General features: G+C 71.0%; 23 protein-coding genes. 13 read left to right on the top strand and 10 right to left on the bottom strand.

Annotated features, from left to right (window positions below; genetic code table 11):
• Positions 1 to 54: 54 nt before the first annotated feature.
• Together VG296_RS28595 and VG296_RS28590 are read right to left on the bottom strand one after the other, a co-directional pair.
• Entirely contained in the window at positions 55 to 1161 is a 1107-nt protein-coding gene (locus VG296_RS28595; protein ID WP_325571367.1) for a hypothetical protein, read from the bottom strand.
• A complete protein-coding gene (locus VG296_RS28590; RefSeq protein WP_349259732.1) occupies positions 1158 to 2078 on the bottom strand; it encodes an ABC transporter ATP-binding protein in 921 nt (306 codons plus the stop codon). The genes VG296_RS28595 and VG296_RS28590 overlap by 4 nt, the downstream gene beginning before the upstream one ends.
• A 282-nt stretch (positions 2079 to 2360) precedes the next feature.
• Between VG296_RS28590 and glmS the strand changes: the two genes are divergently transcribed.
• The 6 genes from glmS (at position 2361) to tsaE (ending at position 9148) form a co-directional block, all read left to right on the top strand.
• A complete protein-coding gene (gene glmS / locus VG296_RS28585; protein WP_325571363.1) occupies positions 2361 to 4208 on the top strand; it encodes a glutamine--fructose-6-phosphate transaminase (isomerizing) in 1848 nt (615 codons plus the stop codon).
• Positions 4209 to 4225: 17 nt separating this feature from the next.
• Entirely contained in the window at positions 4226 to 4576 is a 351-nt protein-coding gene (locus VG296_RS28580) for a holo-ACP synthase (RefSeq protein ID WP_325571361.1), read from the top strand.
• A 21-nt stretch (positions 4577 to 4597) separates the two neighbouring features.
• The gene (locus tag VG296_RS28575; RefSeq protein WP_325571359.1) at positions 4598 to 6022 is read left to right on the top strand and encodes an NAD(P)H-hydrate dehydratase; all 1425 of its coding nucleotides are present in this window, start codon (positions 4598 to 4600) and stop codon (positions 6020 to 6022) included.
• Positions 6019 to 7227 carry an alanine racemase gene (gene alr, locus VG296_RS28570; RefSeq protein WP_325571357.1) on the top strand — a complete coding sequence of 403 codons (1209 nt, stop codon included), beginning with the start codon at positions 6019 to 6021 and terminating at the stop codon, positions 7225 to 7227. Before VG296_RS28575 ends, alr begins: the two co-directional genes overlap by 4 nt.
• Positions 7228 to 7352: 125 nt before the next feature.
• Entirely contained in the window at positions 7353 to 8675 is a 1323-nt protein-coding gene (locus VG296_RS28565) for an alpha/beta hydrolase (protein ID WP_325571355.1), read from the top strand.
• A gap of 2 nt (positions 8676 to 8677) precedes the next feature.
• Positions 8678 to 9148, top strand: a complete 471-nt coding sequence (gene tsaE / locus VG296_RS28560; RefSeq protein ID WP_414641147.1) for a tRNA (adenosine(37)-N6)-threonylcarbamoyltransferase complex ATPase subunit type 1 TsaE — start codon at positions 8678 to 8680, stop codon at positions 9146 to 9148.
• A gap of 45 nt (positions 9149 to 9193) precedes the next feature.
• Here tsaE and VG296_RS28555 read toward each other — a convergent pair whose 3' ends face one another.
• Positions 9194 to 9913 (bottom strand): hypothetical protein, encoded by a 720-nt coding sequence (locus VG296_RS28555; protein WP_325571351.1) that lies wholly within the window; start codon positions 9911 to 9913, stop codon positions 9194 to 9196.
• Between the two features lie 120 nt (positions 9914 to 10033).
• Here VG296_RS28555 and tsaB point away from each other — a divergent pair, with 120 nt between their 5' ends.
• The 4 genes from tsaB to VG296_RS28535 all read left to right on the top strand — a co-directional run bounded on the left by tsaB (position 10034) and on the right by VG296_RS28535 (position 14213).
• Positions 10034 to 10708 carry a tRNA (adenosine(37)-N6)-threonylcarbamoyltransferase complex dimerization subunit type 1 TsaB gene (gene tsaB / locus VG296_RS28550; RefSeq protein WP_325571349.1) on the top strand — a complete coding sequence of 225 codons (675 nt, stop codon included), beginning with the start codon at positions 10034 to 10036 and terminating at the stop codon, positions 10706 to 10708.
• On the top strand, positions 10705 to 11292 hold the full coding sequence (gene rimI / locus VG296_RS28545; RefSeq protein ID WP_325571347.1) for a ribosomal protein S18-alanine N-acetyltransferase: 588 nt from the start codon (positions 10705 to 10707) through the stop codon (positions 11290 to 11292). The genes tsaB and rimI overlap by 4 nt, the downstream gene beginning before the upstream one ends.
• 76 nt (positions 11293 to 11368) lie before the next feature.
• A complete protein-coding gene (gene tsaD, locus VG296_RS28540) occupies positions 11369 to 12415 on the top strand; it encodes a tRNA (adenosine(37)-N6)-threonylcarbamoyltransferase complex transferase subunit TsaD (protein ID WP_325571345.1) in 1047 nt (348 codons plus the stop codon).
• Positions 12416 to 12626: 211 nt separating this feature from the next.
• Positions 12627 to 14213: a hypothetical protein gene (locus VG296_RS28535; protein WP_325571343.1), complete on the top strand. Its 1587-nt coding sequence runs from the start codon at positions 12627 to 12629 to the stop codon at positions 14211 to 14213.
• Here VG296_RS28535 and VG296_RS28530 read toward each other — a convergent pair.
• From VG296_RS28530 to VG296_RS28510, 5 genes are all read right to left on the bottom strand, one after another.
• Positions 14201 to 14506, bottom strand: a complete 306-nt coding sequence (locus tag VG296_RS28530; protein WP_325571341.1) for a hypothetical protein — start codon at positions 14504 to 14506, stop codon at positions 14201 to 14203. The genes VG296_RS28535 and VG296_RS28530 overlap by 13 nt on opposite strands.
• A 187-nt stretch (positions 14507 to 14693) precedes the next feature.
• A complete protein-coding gene (locus VG296_RS28525; RefSeq protein WP_325571339.1) occupies positions 14694 to 15125 on the bottom strand; it encodes an FMN-binding protein in 432 nt (143 codons plus the stop codon).
• 42 nt (positions 15126 to 15167) lie between these two features.
• Positions 15168 to 16553: a ferredoxin reductase family protein gene (locus VG296_RS28520; RefSeq protein ID WP_325571337.1), complete on the bottom strand. Its 1386-nt coding sequence runs from the start codon at positions 16551 to 16553 to the stop codon at positions 15168 to 15170.
• A gap of 242 nt (positions 16554 to 16795) precedes the next feature.
• Complete coding sequence (locus VG296_RS28515; protein WP_325571335.1) at positions 16796 to 17224, bottom strand: OsmC family peroxiredoxin; 429 nt, start codon at positions 17222 to 17224, stop codon at positions 16796 to 16798.
• Positions 17225 to 17298: 74 nt separating this feature from the next.
• Entirely contained in the window at positions 17299 to 18846 is a 1548-nt protein-coding gene (locus VG296_RS28510; protein ID WP_325571333.1) for a DUF2079 domain-containing protein, read from the bottom strand.
• A gap of 44 nt (positions 18847 to 18890) precedes the next feature.
• Here VG296_RS28510 and VG296_RS28505 point away from each other — a divergent pair, with 44 nt between their 5' ends.
• A complete protein-coding gene (locus tag VG296_RS28505; protein WP_325571331.1) occupies positions 18891 to 20093 on the top strand; it encodes a THUMP-like domain-containing protein in 1203 nt (400 codons plus the stop codon).
• On the opposite strand, the gene VG296_RS28500 is transcribed toward VG296_RS28505, so the two are convergent.
• Both VG296_RS28500 and VG296_RS28495 read right to left on the bottom strand, forming a co-directional pair.
• Entirely contained in the window at positions 20011 to 21477 is a 1467-nt protein-coding gene (locus VG296_RS28500) for a HAMP domain-containing sensor histidine kinase (protein WP_325571329.1), read from the bottom strand. The genes VG296_RS28505 and VG296_RS28500 overlap by 83 nt on opposite strands.
• Positions 21474 to 22169: a response regulator transcription factor gene (locus VG296_RS28495; RefSeq protein WP_325571327.1), complete on the bottom strand. Its 696-nt coding sequence runs from the start codon at positions 22167 to 22169 to the stop codon at positions 21474 to 21476. The genes VG296_RS28500 and VG296_RS28495 overlap by 4 nt, the downstream gene beginning before the upstream one ends.
• An 88-nt stretch (positions 22170 to 22257) precedes the next feature.
• Here VG296_RS28495 and VG296_RS28490 point away from each other — a divergent pair, with 88 nt between their 5' ends.
• Positions 22258 to 22806 (top strand): hypothetical protein, encoded by a 549-nt coding sequence (locus VG296_RS28490; protein ID WP_325571325.1) that lies wholly within the window; start codon positions 22258 to 22260, stop codon positions 22804 to 22806.
• Positions 22807 to 23021: 215 nt separating this feature from the next.
• Positions 23022 to 24514 (top strand): cellulose binding domain-containing protein (locus tag VG296_RS28485; protein WP_325571323.1); only part of this gene is annotated, 1493 nt, incomplete at its 3' end.

The raw sequence follows: 24514 nt of genomic DNA, 5'->3' as shown, positions 1-24514 counted from the left end.
CGCTAGGCGCGCTCGCGCAACGCGCTGTCTTCAATGGTTCACTCGCAAGCTCGTTCACGAGACGCTCACCTTCCGGTATCGCAGGAACAGGCCGCCGGACGCGGCGACCGCGAGGACGATCATCTCCGCGCCGTACGCCGGGCCGAGCGGGGAGGGGTTGGGGATCTGGCCGTCGGTCGCGCTGAAGGCCCAGATCCGGGTGCCCTCGACGATGTTGACCGGGTTGAGCATGCCGCCGACCTTGGCGATCGACGAGTAGACCGGGGTCTGGTACCGGATGGTCAGGTCGGCGTAGCCCGGCTTGCCCGGGTCGGGCTGGCCGGCGATGTCGATGTTGTCGTGGCGCAGGTCGACGCCCGGGCACAACTGGGAGACCGCCTGGCTCGGCTGGCCGTTCGGGCCCGGAGCGCCGAGTCCGAACACGTTGCCCTGGTAGGTCTGCGGATTGACCAGGGGCTCCACGCAGCTCGTGGTGGCCGGCTTGTAGGTCGTGCCCAACGCGTCCGAGAGCACGTGCGAGATGGCCGTCGTCACCAGGAACAGGATCGCGATCGCGCCGGTCGCGATGACGCGGCGTCCGGTGGTCGAGGCCATCAGCAGGCTGATCGAGCTGAAGAGCGCGGCCTGGAAGAACGCGACGAACACCGCGGGGAACGCGGCGCGCGAGTCGAGCCAGATCTCGTGGCCGGACTTCGCGGAGGCCACCTGGCCGAGGAAGGTGACCAGCACCGGCAGGATCTCGACGATCAGCAGCGAGGAGAACAGCGCGAGCAGCTTCGCCAGCGGATAGTCGCCGCGGCGCAGCGGCCGGGAGAAGTACAGCGGCAGGACGTGATGCCGCAGGTCCCGGGAGACCAGCTCCGGCGCCGAGACCGCGACGAAGAGCACGAAGAAGAGCATCATGTTGTAGCCGAGGTCCGCGTAGCTCAGGACCAGCGCGCGGTTGGTGGAGGCGGCGTAGACGTTCAGCGCGGCCGGGATCATCGTGACGGCGATCACGAACCAGGGGACGAGTTTCGCCTTCGGTCCGCGGCCGAGGCCGAAGACGCTGCGCACACTGTGCACGTAGAGGGCGCGCACGATCTGCCCGCGGCCCAGCCGTGGACCGGTGTACGGCTTGTATCCGATGTCGTGGATGACGCTCGTTTGCGTGGTGCTCACAGCCGGGCCTCCTGCCCTGTCGAGTCGGACTCCGAGCCGGCCATCGCCTCGGCGAACAGCTCCTCCACGTGGTGCCGCCGGTGCTCGAGCCGGGTCAGCGGGAGCTCCAGGTCGGCGACGGTGTCGCGCACCGTGTCGAACACCGGCTCGCCGTCCAGCCGGACCAGCAGCTGACGCCGCGAAGGCTGCGGGCTGACGGTCAGTCCGAGCTCGGCCAGCCGGGCCGCGAGCAGGTCGGTGCCCTCGTCCACCTCGACCGCGAGCCAGGGCACCGCCTGCGTCATCGAGTCCAGCGAGGCCGCGCGCAGCAGCTTGCCGCCCTCGATGGCCACCAGGTGGTCGCAGATCCGCTCGATCTCGCTGAGCAGGTGCGAGGCCACCATCACGGCGATGCCGAACTCGGTGCCGATCCGGTGGATCAGCGCCAGCATCGCGTCCCGGCCGCCCGGGTCGAGCCCGTTCGTCGGCTCGTCGAGCAGCAGCAGCCCCGGATCGCCGACCAGCGCCTGGGCCAGCTTGACCCGCTGCTTCATGCCGGTGGAGAAGGTGCCGATCTGCCGGTAGCGCTCCTCGTGCAGGCCGACGTGCCGCAGCGCCTCGGCCGCCTGCTCCTTCGCGGCCGTCGGCGGCAGCCCGGACATCCGGCCGAGGTGGGTGACGAACTCGGTGGCGGTCACGTCCGCGGGCAGGCAGTCGTGCTCGGGCATGTAGCCCACCCGCGCGCGGATCAGCTCGCCCTGCTCCCGCGTGTCCATGCCCAGCACGCGCACCTGGCCGGTGGTCGGGGTGAGCAGGCCGAGCAGGATCTTGATGAGGGTGGATTTGCCGGCGCCGTTCGCGCCGACCAGGCCGGTGATGCCCGGCCGCACCGAAAGCGTGAGGTCGCCGAGGGCGGTGACGCCGCCGGGATAGCGCATTGTGAGCGCCGTCGCCTCGATGATCGATTGCTCGTTATCTGACACGCCTTGACGGTAGGGCCGCGTGGCGCGCGTCACATCCGGCAGAAGTCCTATTGATGAGTAATCCCTGAGGATGGCATTCCCTGAGTCGGCTTAGGGGTTTTCCCCGGGGTCACGCTTCCGGCCTACCCGCGTACGCCGCGCGGATGACCCACTGGTCTATACCTTTACCTGCGGTTTTGTCGGCTGCGGCTAGAGTGTGGGCGGACAACGGCGACGGCGAGAGGAAACGGTTTTACGGTGTGCGGAATCGTCGGATACGTAGGTGACAAGTCGGCGCTCGACGTCGTGATCGAGGGACTGCGCCGGCTCGAGTACCGGGGCTACGACTCGGCGGGCGTGGCCGTCGTCGCCGAGGGCGCGCTGACCGGGCGCAAGAAGGCCGGGAAGCTGGCGAACCTGGAGAAGGAGCTGTCCGAGAACCCGCTGCCGGAATCCGGCCTCGGCCTGGGGCACACCCGCTGGGCCACGCACGGCGGGCCGACCGACGCGAACGCTCACCCGCACTTCGACGCGGACGGCAAGGTCGCGGTCGTGCACAACGGCATCATCGAGAACTTCGCGGCGCTGCGGCACGAGCTGCGCGAGGCCGGCGTCGAGCTGCGCAGCGAGACCGACACCGAAGTGGTTGCGCACCTGATCGGCCGTGAGTTCCCGGACTGCGCGGGGGACCTGGCCGAGGCGCTGCGGCGGGTCTGCCGCCGGCTGGACGGCGCCTTCACCCTCGTCGCCGTGCACGCGGACGTCCCCGGCGTGGTCGTCGGCGCACGGCTGAACTCCCCGCTGGTGGTCGGCGTCGGGCCTGGCGAGGCCTTCCTGTGCAGCGACGTGGCCGGCTTCATCGGCCACACCCGCGAGGCCATCGAGCTCGGCCAGGGCCAGGTCGTCGAGGTGCGCAGGACCGGCGTGGCGATCACCGACTTCGCCGGGAACCCGGCCGAGGGCAAGCCCTTCCACGTGAGCTGGGACGTGGCCGCCGCGGAGAAGGACGGCTACGACTACTTCATGCTCAAGGAGATCGACGAGCAGCCGCGGGCCGTCGCGGACACGCTGCTCGGCCGGGTCGGCGACGAGGGCCGGCTGCAGCTCGACGAGATGCGGATGAGCGAGTCCGAGCTGCGCAGCGTGGACAAGGTGATCGTCATCGCGGCGGGCACGGCGTACCACGCGGGCATGATCGCCAAGTACGCGATCGAGCACTGGACCCGGATCCCGGTCGAGGTCGAGCTGGCCTCCGAGTTCCGCTACCGCGACCCGATCCTGACCCGCGACACGCTGGTCATCGCGATCTCGCAGAGCGGCGAGACCGCCGACACGCTGATGGCGCTGCGGCACGCCAAGGAGCAGCACGCGCGGGTGCTGGCGATCTGCAACACCAACGGCGCGACGATCCCGCGCGAGTCGGACGCGGTGGTCTACACGCACGGCGGCCCGGAGATCGCGGTCGCCTCGACCAAGGCCTTCCTCACCCAGCTGATCGCGTGCTACCTGGTCGGCCTGTACCTGGCCCAGGTGCGCGGCGCGAAGTTCCCGGACGAGATCAGGGACATCCTCGTCCAGCTGTCGCAGGCCCCGGAGAAGGTGCGCGAGACACTGGAGCGGATGGAGCCGGTGCGCGAGCTCGGCCGGCTGCTCAAGGACGAGGAGCGGGTGCTTTTCCTCGGCCGGCACGTCGGCTTCCCGGTGGCGCTCGAGGGCGCGCTGAAGCTGAAGGAGCTGGCGTACGTGCACGCCGAGGGCTTCGCGGCCGGCGAGCTCAAGCACGGCCCGATCGCGCTGGTCGAGCAGAACCTGCCGGTCGTCGTCGTGGTGCCGCCCGCGGACCGCCCGCTGCTGCACGACAAGATCGTCTCCAACATCCAGGAGATCCGGGCCCGCGGCGCGCACACGATCGTGATCGCCGAGGACGGCGACGAGGCGGTGGTCCCGTTCGCCGACACGCTGATCCGCGTCCCGGAGCTGCCGACGCTGCTGCAGCCGCTGGTCGCGACCGTACCGCTGCAGGTCTTCGCCTGCGCGCTGGCGGACGCCAAGGGCCTGGACGTGGACCAGCCGCGTAACCTGGCGAAGTCCGTCACCGTGGAGTAGGAGTAAGGGACAGTCAGATGATCGTGGGCGTGGGCATCGACGTGGTCGACATCGCGCGTTTCCAGGCCTCGCTGGAGCGCACGCCCGGCCTGCTTGAGCGGATCTTCACCGACCGGGAGCGTTCGCTGCCGGTGGCCTCGCTGGCCGCGCGGTTCGCCGCGAAGGAGGCGGTCGGCAAGGCGCTCGGCAATCCGGGCGACCTCAGCTGGCAGGACGCCGAGGTGTGCAGCGAGTCGAGCGGCCGGCCGTACCTGGTCGTCAACGGCGGCGTCGCGGCGCGGGCCGCTGAGCTGGGCGTGACCGGCTGGCACATCTCGCTCAGCCACGACGCGGGCATCGCTTCGGCGATGGTGGTCGCGGAGCGGTAGTCCTGCTTCCAGAATGGAAGCATGAGATACGCGCACGCAGTCGCCGATGTCCGGGCCGCCGAGCGGGAGTTGATGGCACGTTTGCCGGAGGGCGCGCTCATGCAGCGCGCGGCCTTCGGTCTCGCGACCGTCGCCGCGGGGATGCTGCGCGAGGCGGGGTCGGTCTACGGCTCGCGCGTGGTGCTGCTCGTGGGCGTGGGCGACAACGGGGGTGACGCGCTGTTCGCGGGTGCGCTGCTGGCCGGTCGCGGAGTCACAGTGCACGCGGTGCTGGTGGATCCGGCTCGCGCGCACGTCGGGGGTCTGTCAGCCCTGCGCGACGCCGGGGGACGCGTCGTGGCCGGATCGTCCGTCGAATCCGTGTTGGACCGCGCCGACCTCATCGTGGACGGACTCCTGGGCATCGGCGGACGCGGCGGGCTACGCGGCGCGTTCGCCGAGGCGGCGGCGGCTGCGCGGAACTCCGGCGCGCCGATCCTGGCCGTGGACCTACCGAGCGGCATCGACGCGGATACCGGCGAGGTGGCGGGCGCGGCCGTGCGGGCCGACGTGACCGTCACGTTCGGCACCCACAAGCCAGGGCTCTTCGTCGACCCGGGAGCCGGGCATGCGGGGATCGTCGAGCTCGTCGACATCGGCCTCGAGTTCCCGGCGTCGGTCGAGCCGGTGATCGAGAACCTGGGGGAAGAGGATGTGCGGGAACTGCTTCCCGCACCCTCGCATTCGTCACACAAATACAGCCGCGGCGTGGTCGGGCTCGCCGTCGGCTCCGAGCGGTACCCCGGCGCCGCCCTGCTGGCCACGGGTGCCGCGCTGCGTTCGGGCGTCGGCGCGGTGCGCTACAGCGGGCCGGTGGACGTGGTCGGCAGTTACCCTGAGGTGATCATGGGCGGCGGCCACGTGCAGGCGTGGGTCGTCGGCTCGGGGCTCGGACAGGACGACGAATCCGTGCGCAGGCTGCTGAACGTGCTCTCCACGGACGTGCCGGTGGTCGTCGACGCGGACGGCCTGCGGCTGCTGCCGCGCAAGGCGCTCGAGCGTTCCGCGCCCACGATCCTCACGCCGCACGCCGGGGAGGCCGCCGCGCTGCTGGACGTGCCCGCTGAGCAGATCGAGGGACAGCGCCTCGAATCCGTCCGCCGTCTGGCCGATTCGTATGACGCGACGGTGCTGTTGAAGGGCGCCAACACGCTGATCGCGTCGCCGAATTCCCCGATTCGGGTCAACACGCACGCGAGCCCGGTGCTGGCGACCGCCGGCAGCGGCGACGTGCTGGCCGGGATCATCGGAGGACTGCTCGCGGGCGGCCTCTCGCCGCTGGACGCGGCGTCGGTCGGCGCGTACCTGCACGGGGCGACCGGGCTGCTCGCCGCGCGCAGCGGGCCGGTCGCGGCAGGTGACCTAGTCGCGACCTTGCCGTTGGCCTGGCACAATATCCGAGGATGAATGACCACGACTCCCTGACCCCTGCCCGACTGGAAGCCCGGATCGACCTCGGCGCGCTTCGGTCGAACGTCCGGCGGCTGCGCGAGATCGCCGCCCCGGCGCAGGTCATGGCCGTCGTGAAGGCCGACGCCTACGGGCACGGCATGCTGCGCTGCGCCCGCGCCGCCCTGGAGGCCGGGGCCACCTGGATCGGCACCGCGGTGCCCGAGGAGGCCCTCGCGCTGCGCGCCGCCGGGATCGAGGCGCCGATGCTCACCTGGCTGCACGCGCCCGGCGACGACTTCGCCGCGCTCGTGCTCGCCGACGTGGACATCTCCGTCTCCGGCCAGTGGGCGCTGCACGCGATCCTCGAGGCGGTCGAACGCACCGGACGGCCCGCGCGGATCCAACTCAAGGCGGACACCGGACTCGGCCGCAACGGCGTGCAGCCGCACGACTGGCCGCTCGTGGTGGACGAGTCGGTCAAGGCCGAGCGGGACGGGCTGCTGCGGATCACCGGCGTCTGGTCGCACTTCGCCTGCGCCGACGAGCCGGGCCACCCCTCGATCAACCGTCAGTTGACGGCCTTTCAGGACGCCCTCGCGTACGCCGAGGCCGCCGGGGTGCACCCCGAGGTGCGGCACATGGCCAACTCCCCGGCCACGCTCTCGCTGCCGGAGAGCCACTTCGACCTCGTGCGCACCGGCGTCGCGATGTACGGCCTGAGCCCGGCGCCCGAATTCGGGCTGCCCGCGGAGCACGGCCTGCGCCCGGTGATGACCCTGGTCGCGCGCCTGGCCTCGGTGAAGCGGGCCCCGGCCGGGCACGGCTTGTCCTACGGCCACACGTACCACACCAGCGAGGAGACCCGGCTCGCGCTCATCCCGGCCGGCTATGCGGACGGCATCCCGCGCGCCGCATCCGGAGTCGGCCCGGTGTCCATCGGCGGGCGCCGCCACACGATCGCCGGACGGGTCGCGATGGACCAGTTCATCGTCGACCTCGGCCCGGGCGACGAGTCCGCGGCCGACCCGCGCCCCGGCGACGAGGCGGTGCTCTTCGGTCCCGGCGACGGCGGCACCCCCACCGTGCAGGACTGGGCCGAGGCTACCGACACGATCGGCTACGAGATCGTCACCCGGATCGGACCACGCGTGCCGCGGGTCTACGCGGACGCGCCCGTGACCGATCGACAGGTTCGGCACAGCCCGGCTTCGAACGCTTGAACCGAGCTTGACGGGCAACACTGAGAAGTAGACAGTCGTGATCCCGGGGCGGGGACAAACGGGATAAATCGAGCGTTGACCTAGCGTAGAGTGCTTGAACGCGCAGTGTGGAAGGCGGCCGGACCGTGGCAGAGGGATCGGGGAAGGGCAGGCGGGCCGGGATTCTCGGCGCGGCCGTCGGCGTGGTGGCCGCGGGCGCGGCCGTCGGCTTCACCGTGGAACGGCTGACGATCGGACGGGCGGTGCGCCGGATGGCCGCGATCCACGACCCCGGCGAGCCCTTCGGCACGCTGCGCGGCGACCCGCTGTCGGTCACCTCGTCCGACGGCGTGGAACTGTACGTCGAGGTCGACGAGCCGCGCGGCTGGGCGGCCGTCCCGCCCCGGTCGGCGAGCGGTCGCGGCAGCGGCGGCGGACCGCTCAACGGCTCCGCCACGACGACTCCCCGATCGGTCGACGCGAACGGCTCCAGCGGAAGCGCCGCCTCCAACGGAAGTGCCGCGCCGGGCGGCCTCGCCGCCGCGATGCGCTCCGTCCGCGAGGCCGCCGCGTCCGTCGTGAACGGCTCGGCCCCGCGCCCGACGCTGCTGTTCACCCACGGCTTCTGCCTGCCGCAGGACTGCTGGCACTACCAGCGCGCCGAGTTCTCCGCGACGCATCGGATGGTCTTCTGGGACCAGCGCGGCCACGGCCGCTCCGAGCGGTCCCCGCGCGACGAGAAGGGCCGTGCGAAGCCCGTCACCATAGACCAGCTCGGCGAGGACCTGTACGCGGTGCTCCAGGCCACCTGCCCGGAGGGTCCGGTCATCCTCATCGGCCACTCGATGGGCGGCATGACGATGATGGCCCTCGCCGCGCGGCACCCCGAACTGTTCGGCGACCGGATCGTCGGCACCGCGCTGATCAGCACGTCGGCCGGGCGTTTCGAGGACATCGCCTTCGGCCTGCCGCGCCCCAGCGCCAAGCTGCTGCACCGCACCACCCCGACCGTGCTCGAACTGCTCGCCAGGCAGTCCGGCCTGGTCGAGCGCGGCCGGGCGCTCGGCGGCGACCTGGGCCTGGTGCTCACCCGGCGCTACGCATTCGGCTCCGACGTGCCCGAGTCGCTGGTCCGCTACACCCAGGACCTGATCCAGTCCGTGCCGATCGACGTCATCGCGGACTTCTACCCGGTCTTCGGCAAGCTGGACATGAGCGAGTCCGTCCCGGTCTTCGACCGCGTCCCGAGCCTCGTGCTCAGCGGCGCCAACGACCTGGTGCTCCCGGTCGCGCACAGCGAGGCGCTCGCCGACGCGATCCCGTCCGCCGACTACGTCGTGCTGCCCAACGCCGGCCACGCCCTGATTCTCGAGCACCCGGACGAAGTGGGCGAGGCCCTGCGTAACCTGGTGGACCGGGCCGAGGCTCAGCTCGGCAGTTCATCGTCCGGCAGGAGAGCTGTGCAGTGAATGTGCTTGACGGCGCGTCAGGGGCGGCTACGGAACGGGAAGAACGGCTGATCGCGGTCGACGCGGCGGAGACCCGCGCGGCCGGACTGGCGTTCGCCAAGCGGCTCAGGCCCGGTGACCTGGTCATTCTTTCGGGTGAACTCGGCGCCGGGAAGACGACGTTCACCCAGGGCCTCGCCGAGGGCCTCGGCGTGCGCGGCCCGATCACCTCGCCCACGTTCGTACTGGCCCGCGTGCACCCCTCGCTCGTCGGCGGTCCCGCGCTCGTGCACGTGGACGCCTACCGCCTCGGCAGCCTGGCCGAGCTGGACGATCTGGACCTCGACGCGTCGATGGACGAGTCGATCACGGTCGTCGAGTGGGGCGAGGGCAAGGCCGAGGTGCTCGCCGAGGGCCGCTCCGGCTACTACGTCGTGCGCCTCGACCGCGCGCGCGAGGACGACGTCCGCGAGATCACCGTCTCCCGCGTCTGACGTCGCGTCAGACGCGGGCTGCTCGCTGCCCGGGCCGCGCGCGGGCTACGAGACCACGACGACCGTGGTGCCGACGGAGGCGAACTCGTAGAGCGCCTGGGCGTCCAGCTGGGCCATGCGGATACCGCCGGTCCGGCCGGTCGGCGCGGGCGGCAGACCGGTGATGTTCTGGTCGGCGTCGAAGCCGTATGTGGTCGACGAGCCGGAGTCGAAGCGGACGACGTAGATCACCGACACGTTGTCCGAACCGGTGGCGCCGGGCGTCTTGGCTGAGACCGTGTAGTTGCCGTTCGGGGCGATGATCGTGCCCGGGACCACCTGCATCGCGCGTTCCACGGTGTGGCTGCCCTCGACCAGCCAGACGCGCTTCTGGCTCGGTGAGTAGACGACCCGCGTGCCGCTGCCGGAGTTCGCGGGCAGCGCGTTGGCGGTCGTGCCCGAGGAACTCGAGCCGGACTTCGAGGTCGTCTTCGTCGTCGAGGCGTTGGTCCCCTGCGCGCGGACCCGCGGCGCCGTCGCCTCGGCCTGCGCCGCGAGCACGCCGACGGCCGCCAGCGCGGCGATCGTCATCATCAGCACCGAGAACGTCGCGCCGCGCCCCGACCTCGGCCGCGGCGCGGCGCCCCGGGCGGCCGTGCGGGTCGGCGGGGGCGGCGGAACGGAGCTCTGCTGACCGTCCCCCGGAGACCGCCCGTACGCACGCCCCGGCGGCGGAGCGGCCGCCGCGGCACGACGTGTCCCCGCGGCCCTGGTTCCTTTGCCCATGAGTGCCATCATGCCCTACCGGCACCGTACGGGTTAAGAGGGCCACGTGACGGCGGTGCGCGAGGGTATGGATCCGGCGTAGCGGCGGTCCAGCTTGCCCAGATAGTCAATAATGGCCGGGTGCTGCTCTTGGCTTTCGACACGGCGACCCCCGCGGTGACCGTCGCGCTGCGCGGAGACGAGGGTGTGCTCGCCGAGCACACCGAGATCGACGCGCGCAGGCACGGCGAGTTGCTCGCGCCCGGGATCGAGCAGGTGCTGGCGGCCGCCGGCTGCGCGCGCACCGACCTGACCGGCGTCGCGGTCGGCGTGGGCCCCGGCCCGTTCACCGGCCTGCGCGTCGGCCTGATGACGGCGCGCGCCCTCGGCGACGCGCTGGACATCCCGGTGCACGGCGTCTGCACCCTCGACATCCTCGCCGCCGCGGTGACCGGTGCCGACGGCGCCGCCGTCGACAAGCCCTTCGCGGTGGCGACGGACGCACGGCGGCGCGAGGTGTACTGGGCCACCTACGACGTGACGGGGCGTCGCGAGTCCGAGCCCGCGGTGGATCGGCCCGCCGAGATCGCCGAGCGGCTCGCCGGGTACGGCGTGGCCGGGCAGGGCGCGCAGCTGTATCCGGAGCAGTTCCCGAACTCGCTGCGGCCGGAGCTGCCCAGCGCGGCCGTGCTCGCCGAACTGACGGCGCGTCTGCTGCGCGAGGCGCCGGACACGCTGCTCGAGCCGCACCCGCTCTATCTGCGCCGCCCCGATGCCGTGGAACCGGGTGCGCGCAAGGCGGTGACCCCGGCATGACCAGCGCCCACCTCCTGCCCGCGGCCGCCCATCGGCGCGTCGAGCTGCGGCGCATGCGGTGGTGGGACATTCCCGGCGTCATCCTGCTCGAGCACGCGGCGTTCCCCGAGGACGCCTGGTCGGTCGGCATGTTCTGGTCCGAGCTGGCCGAGGCCGCGACCCGGTACTACCTGGTCGCCGAGCAGTACGAGCCGGGCAACGAGGGCGAGTCGCGGCTGATCGGCTACGCGGGGCTGCTCGCCGGGATCGGCGAGGCCGAGGTGCTGACCATCGCGGTCGACCCCAGGCAGGAGCGGCGCGGACTCGGCGCGATCCTGCTGACCGAGCTGATGCGCGAGGCGGCCCGGCGCGACTGCGACGACGTCGTGCTCGAGGTGCGCGTGGACAACGACCGGGCCCAGCGGCTCTACCGGCGCTTCGGTTTCGAGGAGGTCGGCTTCCGCAAGGGTTACTACCAGCCGATGAACATCGACGCGCTGGTCATGCGCAGCAGCGGGGTGATCGAGCGGTTCGGCAGCAAGGGCGCCGCGGGGGAGCGCATCGAGGTGGACAGTGTGAAGAGCGTGGATTGGGTGAAGGAATGAGCGCCGCGCATCGGGGTGGACGGTGCGAAGAGCGTGTCGAGGTGGACAGTGTGACGAGCGTGGATTGGGTGAAGGAATGAGCGCCGCCGACCAGCCGATCGTGCTCGGCTTCGAAACGTCCTGCGATGAGACCGGGGTCGGCATTGTGCGCGGCACCGAGCTGCTCGGGGACGCGCTGGCCACCAGCGTCGACGAGCATGCGCGCTTCGGCGGCGTGGTCCCCGAGGTCGCCTCGCGCGCGCATCTGGAGGCCATGGTGCCGACCGTGCACCGGGCGCTGGACAAGGCGGGCCTGAAGCTCGGCGACATCGACGCCGTCGCGGTCACCGCGGGCCCCGGCCTCGCGGGCGCGCTGCTCGTCGGCGTCGCCGCGGCCAAGGCCTACGCGCTGGCTCTGGGCAAGCCGATCTACGGCGTGAACCATCTGGCCGCGCACGTCTGCGTGGACCAGTTGGAACACGGCAAGCTGCCGCAGCCCGCCATGGCCCTGCTCGTTTCCGGCGGCCACTCCTCGCTGCTGCTGGTTCCGGACGTGGCGACGGACGTGCGCCCGCTGGGCAGCACCATCGACGACGCGGCCGGCGAGGCCTTCGACAAGGTGGCCAGGGTGCTCGGCCTCGGCTTCCCCGGCGGCCCGCTGATCGACCGCGCCGCGCGCGAGGGCGGCGACCCGGAGGCGATCGCCTTCCCGCGCGGCCTGACCGGCCCGCGCGACGCGCCGTACGACTTCTCCTTCTCCGGCCTGAAGACGGCGGTCGCGCGCTGGGTCGAGGCCAAGGAGCGGGCCGGCGAGCCGGTGCCCATCGCGGACGTGGCGGCGTCATTCCAGGAGGCCGTCGTCGACGTGCTGACCCGCAAGGCCCTGCGCGCCTGCAAGGAGAACGGCGTCGACCACCTGCTGATCGGAGGCGGCGTCGCGGCCAACTCGCGGCTGCGGGCGCTGGCGGTCGAGCGCGCCGAGACCGCGGGCATCCGCGTCCGCGTGCCGCGCCCCGGCCTGTGCACCGACAACGGCGCCATGGTCGCCGCCCTCGGCGCCGAACTCGTCGCGGCGGGCGTCGCGCCGAGCAGGCTGGACCTGCCCGCGGACTCGTCGATGCTGATCACCGACGTCACGGCCTGAGTTTCCGCGGCCGGCAGGGCGGCTCGCAGTGCCGTGACTTTGGCGCAGAGCGGTGACACCTTAACGTCTCGACGTTGCCTGTGACTCTCATTAGAATCTGGCTGCCCTCGGCCCCCTGAGTCAGCCGGGCGGGTGAGGAGCTGCAGAATCAGGGGAGTGGCAGTATGCGGATATCTCCGCTCGGCAGGCTCGGACGCACAGGAGATCGGGGGTGCTGGCGCTCTGCGCCGCCCTGGTGATCAGCGTCCTGACGCCCGTCGGCACCACCGCCGCGGCGGCGAGCACGCCGACGAAGTCCAAGACGACATCGAGCACATCGTCGAACACGTCGAACACGTCGAGCAAGTCGGCCAAGCCGGCCGACAACGCGCTCTCGACGAACAAGAGCGTCACCAAGCCGACCGCGCCGGTCAAGGCACAGCACGCCGCGGCGCTCGCTCCGGCGGCGGCGCGGCAGGCCCGCGCCGCCGCCGCCCGCAGCGCCGTCTCCGGCAGCGCCGTGCCGGACACCTGCTCGGGCCATATCAGCTCGGACACGGTCTATCAGTGCTCGACGCCTTCGAGCACCGGAACCGACACCTTCACGCTGACCTTGACCGCTTCGACCGACCTGCTGCTCATTCGTGCCCTGCCGACGAGCGGGAACACCCTCGGGATCACCGTCACGGCGCCGGACAGCACGCTTCTCACCTGTCAGAGCACTGATTTGACGCAGTGTGCCACCAGCGCCTCGGGCACCTACACCGTGCAGGTGCAGAACCAGTCGAGCGACTACACGCTGGATTACACCGCGCTGCTCTCCGACACCTCCTGCGCGGTGGCAAACCCCTCCTTCGCCTCGCCGGTGCTGCAGGGCGCGGTCGCGGCGGGTGCGACCGGTGCCTGCTACACGCTGAACATGGCCGGCGGCGACGTGCTGCACGCGTACGTGGCCTCGTCCATGTGGGGCGAGATGAACACGACCGTGTACGACGCGACCGGTGCGCAGATCTGCGTCGACGACCAGGGCGACTGCACCCTGACCGGCACCGCTCCCTACCGGGTGCGCGTCGGCGACCTCTACGGCCGCGCGAACACCTACTGGCAGACCCTGTACGACGTCACTCACCCGCAGGGCTGCCTGACCGTCGCTCAGCAGGCCTACGGCTCGGTGCCGGACCAGAGTTCCGCCGACCAGTGCCGGACCCTCACCGTCGCCGCCGCGGGCAGCTACCAGGTCTACGCGGTCAGCGCGGGGTACAGCGGCATCAGCGGCACGCTGTACAACACCGACGGCACGACCGCCTGCACCAACTCCGGCTCGACCTGCCAGCTCGCCGCCGGCACCTACGACTTCGTGACGCTGGAGTATCCCGAGTACGCCAGCGCGCTCGGCGTGGTGTTCATCGCGGCGAACGAGAGCCGCGGCTGCTCGGCGACCGGCGACACGGATTTCGCGAGCGGCCCCGCCACGGGCACCTTCGGCGGGCTGGGTGAGGAGGTCTGCCTTACCCTGCCGACCGCTTCTGGCGCCTCGGACTACGTGTTCAACCAGGCGACCGCCGCCGGAGCCTCCGAGGCCTCGGTGCAGATCCTCGACGCGACCGGCGCGAACACCTGCTCCATCGCCTACGCCTACGTCACCTGTGCGCTCACCGGCACCGCCCCGTTCCACGAGATCCTCTCCGCCCAGGCAGCCGGCGGCGGCTACCGTCTGCTGACGCCGGTTCCGGTGACGGACGGAAAGGTCGACTTCCAGAACAGTTCCTCGGGCTCCATCCAGGTCATCGCCGACCTGGCCGGCTACTACCTCTCGTAGCAGCCGCGGCCCGCACCGTTTCTCGAGCATCCCTCGCCCTGCAGGTTCGGGGCGAGGGATGCTCCATTGAGCCGGTCGGTCAGCGCCCGATGCAGGTCGATGAGCTCGTGCATGCCCTGGTCCACGCGCCAGATGGCGTACGACGCGTCTAGTACGAGCTGCGCCTCCTCCGGGCTGACCGACTCCGCATCGGAGAGCTGCCCGAGGATGCGCTGCGAGGCCTCCTCGATCTCGTGCCAGGCGGACTTGAGCCGCGCGTCCTGCTCGCGAAGCAGAGTCTTGTCGATGCACATCACTCACTCCATCACCTCTCGTATCCAAAGGAATACTTGATGTGACAACGCGTCACTTCAGGCGCGAGTTCCCGAACTCGACGGCAACCTTTTCGGCGACCTGGCTCGGCAACGGATGAGTGAGCCCCGAGGTCGGGTGCCACGCCGCGTACGTCCGCGGCGTGGCACCCGACCGGATCGCGCCGGGTCAGGACATCGGGGTCGGGGACATCTTCGGCGCGTTGGGGACCGCGACGTCGAGGGCTGCGTTGAGCGACTCGAGGTAGCCCTCGCTGGTGTACGTCGCGCCGCTGACCACGTCCACGTCGGTGCGCTGCTTGCTCAGGATCTCGCTGCGCAGCACGGCCGCGGCGTGCAGCGAGTCGTCCCAGGAGTGGTTGTTGTCGTGCGGCAGTTGGACCGCGACGATGTCCATGATCCGGGTGCCGACGGACGTGACCTGGACCTGGACCAGGCCATGGGCCAGTGGGATCGCGGGGCCGAGCGCGGTGCGGCTGGCCGCGGTGGCGGAGACGTCGGTGAGTGCGGCGTGCTGGTGCGACGAGGTCAGCGCCTTGGCGGTGATCGCCGAGGAGAGCACCGCGAGCGAAGCCAGGGTGCAGAAGGTGAATGTGCGCATGGCAACTCCCAACTCAGTGGTGGGCCACGTTCGGCACGTAGGTCAGAAGTCGAAGAGCTCGGTGTGGATGTACGTCCTGCGCACGCCCGCGCGCCTCAGGTTCTTGATCGTGGCGGCCACCATGCCCGGTGAGCCGCAGATGAAGACCTCGCGCTCGCTGAGGTCGGGTATCGCCTCGCGCAGCCGGGCCGGATGCATCGGGTCATCGCGCCGCGTCTTGCCGCGCTTGCCGAGCACCGGCAGGAAGGTGAGTTTCCCCTGCCGCTGCATCCGGCGCAGTTCGTCGACCATCAGCAGGTCGTGTTCGGTCGTGGCACGCTGCGCGAAGATCACGTCGCGCTCGTTGCCGTCGAGGGTCTCGGCGATCGCGCGCAGCGGGGTGACCCCGACGCCGCCGCCGATCAGGAGCACCCGTCTTCGGCGCCTGAGGTACGCGGTGAACGCGCCGTAGGGGCCGTCCGCGAGCACGCGCTGGCCGGGGCGCAACCTGCGCTTGAGCCGCCTGGTGTACGCGCCGACGCCCTTGACCGTGAGCCGCAGCGTGTTCTCGGTCGGGTGGGCCGAGAGGGAGAACGGGTGGGTCTGGTGCCAGACGCCGCGGGCCAGGAACCGCCAGCGGAAATACTGGCCGCCCTGCGCGTTCAACTGGTCGATGTTGATGCCGGTGATGTACACGCTGATCGTGTCCGGCGACTCGGCCACGATGTGCGAGATCCGCAGGCGGTGCCGCCGATGCCGCCTCAGCGGGAGGTAGAAACGGTGCGTCAGCACGGCCGCCGCGACCGCGACGTTGATCAGCGTCCAGCCGTCGCGAGCGTACGTGTTGCGGGTGAACTGGGCGCCCATCGCGATTTCATGGCCGAACGCCAGTACTCCCGCCGGATACGCGACCAGGTGCAGCGCGTGCCAACGCTCGTAGCCCAGCCGCCGCCGGATCTTGCGGATCGAGCTCAGGCCGAGGCCGAGCAGCAGCAGGTAGGCGATCGTCGCGACGAGCACGTCGGGATACGTGCGCAGGATTCCCAGCAGCACGCTGGGGACGGGGGTCCGCAGGCTCAGCGAGTAGCCGGTGAGCACGAGGGCGACGTGCATCGTCAGCAGCAGCATGAGATAGCCGCCGAGATAGCGGTGCAGCGAGGCCAGCCAGGAGCCGATCCGGCGCTCCAGCCAGGGCAGCCGCGCCATCAGCGCGACCTCGATGAGGAGTAGGTAGCCGCCGAGCAGGCCGGTCAGCTGGGCGGCCATGATGAAGGCCTCGGAGAGGTTCTGCACGCGCGAGGAGGGGGTCTGCAGCCACCAGAGGGCCAGCATCTCCATCGCGCCGCCGAGCCCGAGCAGGATCAGCACGGTACTGAGCGCGAGCCGGGAGAGCACGGGCCGGCCGGTCTCGCGTGGCGGCTTGGCGTGCGGGTTGGGGAACGTCCGCACGAACGGGTATATCGGTCCGGTGGTTTCAGGATCCCGTGGGCTGGGATCGGCCACCGCCTCAAACGGACTCGGGGTGGTGTCCATAGAACCGCAGTAAACCTGGCAGGGTTCGATGATCGTGTGGATTTAGCCAAAAACTCGTGCGAATTTGGCGAATCCTTGCCGGGGCCGGCGCGAGACCGGCCCCGGCGGGTACACTACGTCGCCGCGCGATGACGCGCATACGATAAGTGAAGAAAAGCTTAGGCCGCGAACTCGGTCTCCAGGCTGATCGGCACGGCCTTGAGCGCCTGGGACACCGGGCAGCCCTCCTTGGCCTGGTTCGCGAAGTCCACGAACTGCTCCTCGGTCAGCCCGGGCACGGCGGCGCGCACCGAGAGCCGGATCGCGGTGATGCCGGTGCCCGGCTTGAAGTCCACCTCGGCCCTGGTGTCCACGGTGGTCGGCGGGGTGCCGTTCTGCGCCAGCGCGTGCGAGAGGGCCATCGAGTAGCACGTGCTGTGTGCGGCGCCGATCAGCTCCTCCGGCGAGGTGTGCTGGTGGTCGTCGCCCGAGCGCGCCTTCCAGTCGACGTCGAACGTGCCGGCGTGCGAGGAGTCGAGCGAGACCGCGCCCTTGCCCTCCAGCAGGCTGCCTTCCCAGTGTGCCGAGGCCTTGCTGGTGGTCGCCATAGGATCCACTCCCTGATGCGTGATGATGATTGTCCGTCAGGGACGATCCTACGTCGGCGATCTCCCGGAGGCCTTCAGCCAGATGACTTCTCCAGCACATAGATCCCGTAGGTGTCGCTCCAGATGACCTTGTACTTGGCGCCCGGGTGACGCTGCTCGACGAACGCGACCGGGTCGCTGATCGTGCCGGAGAAGCCGGAGACCACGGTGTCGAGCACGACGTACTGGACGGCCGGGTTGCCCGCGTTGCCGATCCAGAACGCGTCGTCCTTGGCGGCGAGCGGGGCCAGCGCGTTGATCGTGGCCTCGACGGTCACGTTGGCGGGCACGATCGAGGCGGCGTTGCGCAGTTCGCCGGTGCGCGCGTCGAAGGTGAAGGTGTCCGGGTTGAAGAACTGGTTGAAGGCGAACTGCGGGACCATCGCCGCGCTCGCCGCCAGCATCGCGACGGCGCCGTGCCGGCCGATCGCACCGCTCACGGCGTGTGCCCAGCGTCGCCACCAGGGCGGAGGAGCGTCGGCGGGTTGTTCATCGTCCGCGGCTTCGGCCGGAGGGTCTCCCACGGCTTCGTCCGTATCGACGGTCTCCAGCGGCTTGGCGTTGCGCGCCCGCTCGATCGCGTCGATCGCCGCGATGGCCAGCACCGGCATCAGCACCGCGTTGTAGTGGTACGCGGTGCCCCAGAAGCTGGTGTCCGTCGAGATGAAGCGCAGTCCGAGGTTGGCCACGATGAGCAGCACGTACGGCGAACGCAGCGCCGTGAACGCGGTGACCGCGAGCAGCAGGAAGACCAGCTCGATCTTCGTGCCGGCGCTGGCCATCCCCGAGTCCCACAGGCAGCTGATCGCGTTGCCGTGCGCGACGCCGGTCGTGGTGCCGACGCAGCTGTTCTTGCTCCAGTACTGGTAGACGTGCTGGGCGTTGAACTGCGGGATGATCCAGTAGATCGCGAGCAGCGACCCGGCCGTCCCCATCGCGGCGACCGCCGCGCCGAACTTGATCCGGCCGCGCAGGATGACCGCGATGCCGATCGGCAGCACGAACGTCAGGCCTATGTCCTCCTTGCACAGCAGCAGGAGGAAGCAGCAGACCACCAGCGTGCGCGAACGGTCCTCCAGCATCGCCCAGAGCGCGAAGGCCAGCAGCGGCACGGCGAAGGCGATCTCGTGGAAGTCGAAGTCCACCGCCTGCGCCACGCCGAAGGACAGCCCGTAGCCCACGCCCACCGCGTACGCCGCGCCGGAGCCGATCCGGTCCCGGGCCAGCCAGACGATCGGCACCGCGGCCACCGCGAACAGCAGCGCCTGCGCCACCAGCAGCGTCAGCGGGCTCGGGAACAGCAGGAAGACCGGGCCGAGTGCGGCCAGGATCGGGTGGAAGTGGTCGCCGAGCAGGTTGAAGCCGGGGCCGAGGATGTCCACGATCGGCGCGTGGAAGTGCGCGTAGTCCCGGACGACCTCGGTGAAGATGCCCAGGTCGTAGGAGCCCGGGGCGGCCCGGTAGTAGCGGGAGATCGAGTCGGCGCCGTACACCAGGAAGAGCCCGAAGGCGAGCAGCCAGGGTCCCCAGAGCACGGCGCCGGATCTCTCCGACCGGCGCGGGATCATCCTTGGTAAACGCACAGGGTGCAGGGTACCGGCTGCATCTGTGAGCAAGAATATGATCCGTGGATCTCACCGAATTCGACCATTTGCTTACTGACCGTGGCCAGGAGCTGCTCGGCGAGCTCGCCGCGCTCCCCGAGCCGGTCGATCCGCTCACCGCCGCGACCCGGCTGCGCGCGCGTTTCCCGGCGGAGCTGGTGGTCACGGCGCTGACGCAGGACCGGCTGCGGCGCCGGGCCGTGGCGAAATTCGGCGAGCCGGCGCGGTCGATGTACTTCACGGAGGCCGGGTACGAGCAGGCCACCCGGCTTCCGGTCGCACGGCTGCGGGCCGAACGTTTCACGGCGGCGGGCGTGCGAGAGGTCGCGGATCTGTGCAGCGGAATCGGCGGGGACGCGCTCGCCTTCGCCGGCGCGGGCATCCGGGTGCTGGCCGTGGACCGGGACCCGGTGACATGCGCGGTGCTGCGGGCGAACGCCGCCGCGCTCGGTCTCAGCGAGCTGATCCGCATCGAGTGCGGCGACGTGACGGGCGTGCGGCTCGACGGCTGCGACGCGGTCTTCCTCGACCCCGCGCGGCGCGGCGAGCGCGGCCGCGTCTTCGACCCCGACGCGTACTCGCCGCCCTGGTCCTTCGCGCTCGGACTGGCAGACCGGTTCCGCGCGGCGGGCTTCAAGGTCGCGCCGGGGATTGCGCACCAGGCGATTCCCGCGACGGCCGAGGCGGAGTGGGTCTCGGACGCGGGCGACGTCAAGGAGGCCGGGATCTATTTCGGGGCACTGCGCACGGCCGAGCGGCGGGCCACGCTGCTGCCGGGGCCACACACGTTCGCCTCCGTGGGGGAGCCGGATCCGAAGCCGGGCGATATCGGGCGATATCTCTACGAGCCGGACGGCGCCGTGATCCGGGCGCGGCTGCTCGGCGAGCTGGCCGGCACGCTGGATGCGCGCACGCTCGATCCGACGATCGCGTATCTGACGGCGGATCAGTACACGCCGACGCCGTACGCCGCCGCGTACGAGGTCACCGACGTGCTCCCGTTCACCGTGAAGAAGCTGCGCGCGCTGGTCGCCGAACGCGGTTACGGCACGCTCGCCATCAAGAAGCGCGGCGCCGACATCGACCCCGCGGCCCTGCGCAAGCAGCTGCGTCCCACGGGGCCGAAGACCAACGCCGCCACGATCATCGTGACGCGGCACCTCGGTCGGCACGTCGCGCTCGTGGCACGCGAGATGCCCACGGCGACGACGTCCGCTGCTGGTTAGCCGTCCTGGGCTCCAGCGTCGGCAGCGTCACGTGCACCTGCAGCCCGCCGAGCGGCGAACGGTCGGTGTGCAGCGAGCCGCCGACGCGTTCGGCCAGCTTGCGCACGATGTCCAGGCCGAGGCCGGTCGAGCCCGCGCCCCCGGTGCCCGCGCCGCGGATGACCGCCCGCTCCGGCTCGGTCAGCCCCGGGCCCGCGTCGTCGATCAGCACCGCGACCGCGCCGTCGCCGTGGTGCACGGTCACCTGGAAGCCGGTGCCCTCGGGCGTGTGCCGGAAGATGTTGCCAAGCAGCGTGTCCAGCGCCGCGCCGAGTTCCTGCGCCGAGACGGGGACCACTGCCGGGCGAAGGTCCGGCTTCGCCGGGCTCAACGACGCGTTCTGCGGCACTAAGCCGGGACCGAAGAACCGCCACGGCCGCTCCTGGTCCTCGGCCAGCGCCGACCAGAAGGCGATCCGCTCCCTGGCCACGGCCGAGACCTCGCAGACCGCCGAGGTGAGCGGCGCGGTCGGCCCGGGTTGGGTCCCGGCCCGCGCGGTACGGATGATCTTGTCCACCTCGAGTTCGAGGCGCATCACCGACTCCTGCGTCTGCCGCGCGGCCTGCCCGTTGCCGAGCCCGGCCGCGTTCAGCCGAAGCGCCGTGAGCGGCGTACGCAGCCGGTGCGAGAGGTCCGCGACCATCTCGCGCTCCGAGGTGATCAGCTGCTCGACGCGATCGGCCATGGCGTTGAAGGCGTCGCCGGCCTCGGCCAGCTCGCGCGGGCCGTGCGGCTCGACGCGGACCGACGTGTCGCCCTCGCCGAGCCGTTGCGAGGCGTCCGCGAGGTGCCGGGCCGAGCCGACGACCCGCGTGGCCAGCCGGTCCGCGACGAGCGTCGAGCCGAGCACGAGGACGATGGCGACGACGCTGAGCGTGATCCAGGCCTCGGTCAGGTCGTGCGTGTTCGCCGAATCGGGCAGGTAGACCTCGATCAGGCTGGTGCCGTTGTTGACCAATTCCGGCTGCACGATCTCCGAGCCGCCGGGGACCGCGAGCGTGGTCGCGCGCCCGGTCTGTGCGACGGCGTCGAGCGAGATCGCGCTCGCGTGGTTCGTGCCGAGCAGGGTCAGGTCAGGCAGCCGGATGCCCACGTCGCCGCCGCCGCTGAGCGTGGCCAGGGCGTCGCGGAGGTCCGATTTGCTGGTGGTCACCGCGAGCAGCGGCTCGAGCGCGGTGATCTTCGACTCGGCCTGGCTGCGCGCGTTCTGCGACGCCAGGTGCTCCATCGCGACGCCGAGCGGCACCAGGAAGGCCAGCGCGATCATGCTGGTGACGGCGAACGCGACCCGCGCCAGGGCCCAGCGCATGCCCGGCGGCCGACGCGTGCCATTGGCGCGCCTCATGGAGCGGGCTCGTTTCCGGACGGATCCACCAGCCGCACCCCGACCCCGCGCACGGTGTGCAGGTAGCGCGGCTGGGACGCGCGTTCGCCCAGCTTGCGGCGCAGCCAGGACAGGTGCACGTCGATCGTCTGGTCGTCGCCGTACGGCAGCTGCCAGACCTCGGAGAGCAGTTCGCGGCGGGTGACGACCTCGCCGGGCCGCGCGGCCAGATAGGCGAGCAGGTCGAACTCGCGGCGGCTCAGGTCGAGACGCTTGCCGTCGAGCTGTGCCTGGCGTCGCCGCGGATCGATCTCCAGGCCGCCGACGAGCAGCGTCGCCGGCTGCGCCGCGGCCCCCGAGCGGCGCAGCACGGCCGCGATCCGGGCCGCGAGGTGCGCCGCCGAATACGGCTTGACCAGATAGTCGTCGGCGCCCGCGTGCAGCAGCCGGATGATCTCGGCCTCGTCGTCCCGGGCCGTGGCGATGATCACCGGCACGCGGGTGACCGCGCGCAGCATCTTCAGCGCCTCCGAGCCGTCCAGATCCGGCAGCCCCAGGTCGAGTACGATCACGTCGCCCGGGTCCCGGGTGGCCTCCCGCAGGGCGGCCAAGGCGGTCCCCGCGCTGCGCACGCTGTGCCCGAACTCGGACAATTGCCGTATCACGGTGCTGCGGATATCGGGATCGTCTTCGACGAGCAGTACGCGGGTCATAGTGTGGCAACCTAACGGATCGACCGAGTGCAGCCAATGGACCACGGACCGCGTGGGCGGTGCCGGTGCGCTAAGGAGGGCGTCGGGAGTGTCGAGGAGGCGGGCGGGGTACGCGTTGCTGGCCTGGGGCGCGGCGACGGCCACGGCGATGGCCGTGGTCTGGGCCGGGCTCGACTCCGTGCTGCCCGTGACGGCCGAGGGGCCGCACGTCGCCACGGTCGCGGCCTGGCCGGTCCAGGTCGCGGGCGTCTCGAGCTCGGCCGGAAGCGCGCTGACCACCAGCGCGGCTCCGTCGCCGTCCGCGACGAGGGGGACGCGTCCGGCGAATACGCCCTCTGCTTCGCCGACGACCGTCGCCGCCACGTCGACGAGCGCGAGCCCGTCCGGCGGCGCCTCGTCGGCCGACGCCGGGAAGCGGTACACCACTCCCGGCGGGACGGCCGTGCTCACGCTGTACCCGGACCACGCCGTCCTCGACGCGGCCATTCCGAGCAGCGGATATTCGGCACGTTCCTGGACGAATACGGACACTCTGGAAGTCGCCTTCTCCCCGTCCGGCACGGGCACCGTGTACGAAGTGATCGCCACCTGGAACGGCACCTCCCCTCAGGTCAACACGTACGCGGTCGGCGGTTGACCGCGGCTTCATCTTCGCGCGCCCGCGCCCGGAAACGACCCCGCCGCGCAGCCCGTCCGGCGAGCCTGAGGGAGCCTTAGGGCGGGGTTAATGAAAGAGGGCTGTGAGCGCTGTCGCAGGTGAGTACGGTGGTGCACCAGTCCAGACCGCGCCCACCGGTCTGGACCATAGACCTCGGCCGCTCGGCCGCACGTGTACCCCACCGGAGGACCTTCATGGGCTCTCACAGCTCTGCCACGCCCAAAACGGACCAGAACAACCGCACGCCGCGCTTCTCCCGCCGCGCCAGGCTGGTGGCGCTCGGCACCGGTGCGACGCTCGCCGTCGCGGGCGGCGGCATCATCCTGGCGAGCGGCGCCAACGCCGCCGTGCCCGCCGCGTCGTTCAGCGCCAACGGCTGGTCGGGCGGCTATACCGGCACGTACACGATCACCAACAGCACCGGCTCGGCGATCAGCAACTGGAAGGTGACGTTCTCGCTGCCCTCCGGCACGACCATCACCTCGCTGTGGAACGGCACCGAGACCGCCAGCGGCCAGTCCTACACCGTGGCGAACGACAGCTGGAACGGCGCGCTGGCGGCGGGCGCGAGCACCACCTTCGGCTTCACCGCGAACGGCACCGGCGACCCGGTGAACTGCACCATCAACGGAAGCGCGTGCGGCGGCACGAGTACGACCTCCCCGTCGGCCTCGCCCACCGTGACCGCGACCGCGTCGGCCTCGCCGTCGAAGACAGCCACCGCGTCCAGCAGCCCGACCGCGACCGCGACGGCCACCGCCACGGCGACGAGCACCGGCACGTCCACCCCGTCGGGCAGCTACGGCAAGTTCTCGCCGTACGCCGACCTGTCGCTCTACCCGCTGTACAACCTCAGCTCCGAGGCCTCGACCGAGGGCACGAAGTACTTCAACCTCGCCTTCATCACCGCCGGCAGCAACTGCACGCCGGAATGGGGCGGCGTCACCTCGATCACCGACTCGTCGATATCCAGCGACATCGCGAGCCTGCGCTCCGCGGGCGGCGACGTGCGCGTGTCCTTCGGCGGCGAGGCCGGCACCGAGCTCGCGCAGAGCTGCACCTCCGCCAGCTCGCTGGCCGCGGCCTACCAGTCGGTCATCAAGCAGTACTCGCTCACCGAGATCGACTTCGACGTCGAAGGCGCCGCGATCTCCGCCACCGCGTCGATCAACCTGCGCAACCAGGCCATCGCGATCCTCGAGGGCGAGGACTCCGGTCTTCAGGTCTCTTACACACTCCCGGTGCTGCCCTCCGGCCTGACCAGCGACGGCGTCAACGTGCTGAGCAGCGCCAAGGCCGCCGGCGCGAACATCGCCGCCGTCAACGTGATGGCGATGGACTACGGCAGCTCCTTCTCCGGCGACATGGCCACGCTCGCCGAGGAGGCCGCCACCGCGACCGCCTCGCAGGTCCAGTCCGTGTGGACGAACCTCAGCAGCGCCCAGGCCTACGCCAAGGTCGCCGTCACCCCGATGCTCGGCGTCAACGACACCAGCAGCGAGACCTTCACCGTCGCCGACGCGAGCAGCCTCGCCTCCTGGGCGAAGTCGAAGGGCCTGGCCTGGCTGTCCATGTGGTCCGCCACCCGCGACAGCCAGTGCTCCGGCGGCGCCCAGACCTTCGCCTCCGCCACCTGCTCCTCCGTGGTCCAGTCGGCCGGCGCCTTCGGCCAGGGGCTCGGCACGTA

This window comes from Actinospica sp. (assembly GCF_035552695.1).
GTDB lineage: Bacteria > Actinomycetota > Actinomycetes > Streptomycetales > Catenulisporaceae > Actinospica.
The sequence above is the reverse complement of the archived record's forward strand: the minus strand, read 5'-3'. Positions and strand labels throughout refer to the sequence as shown.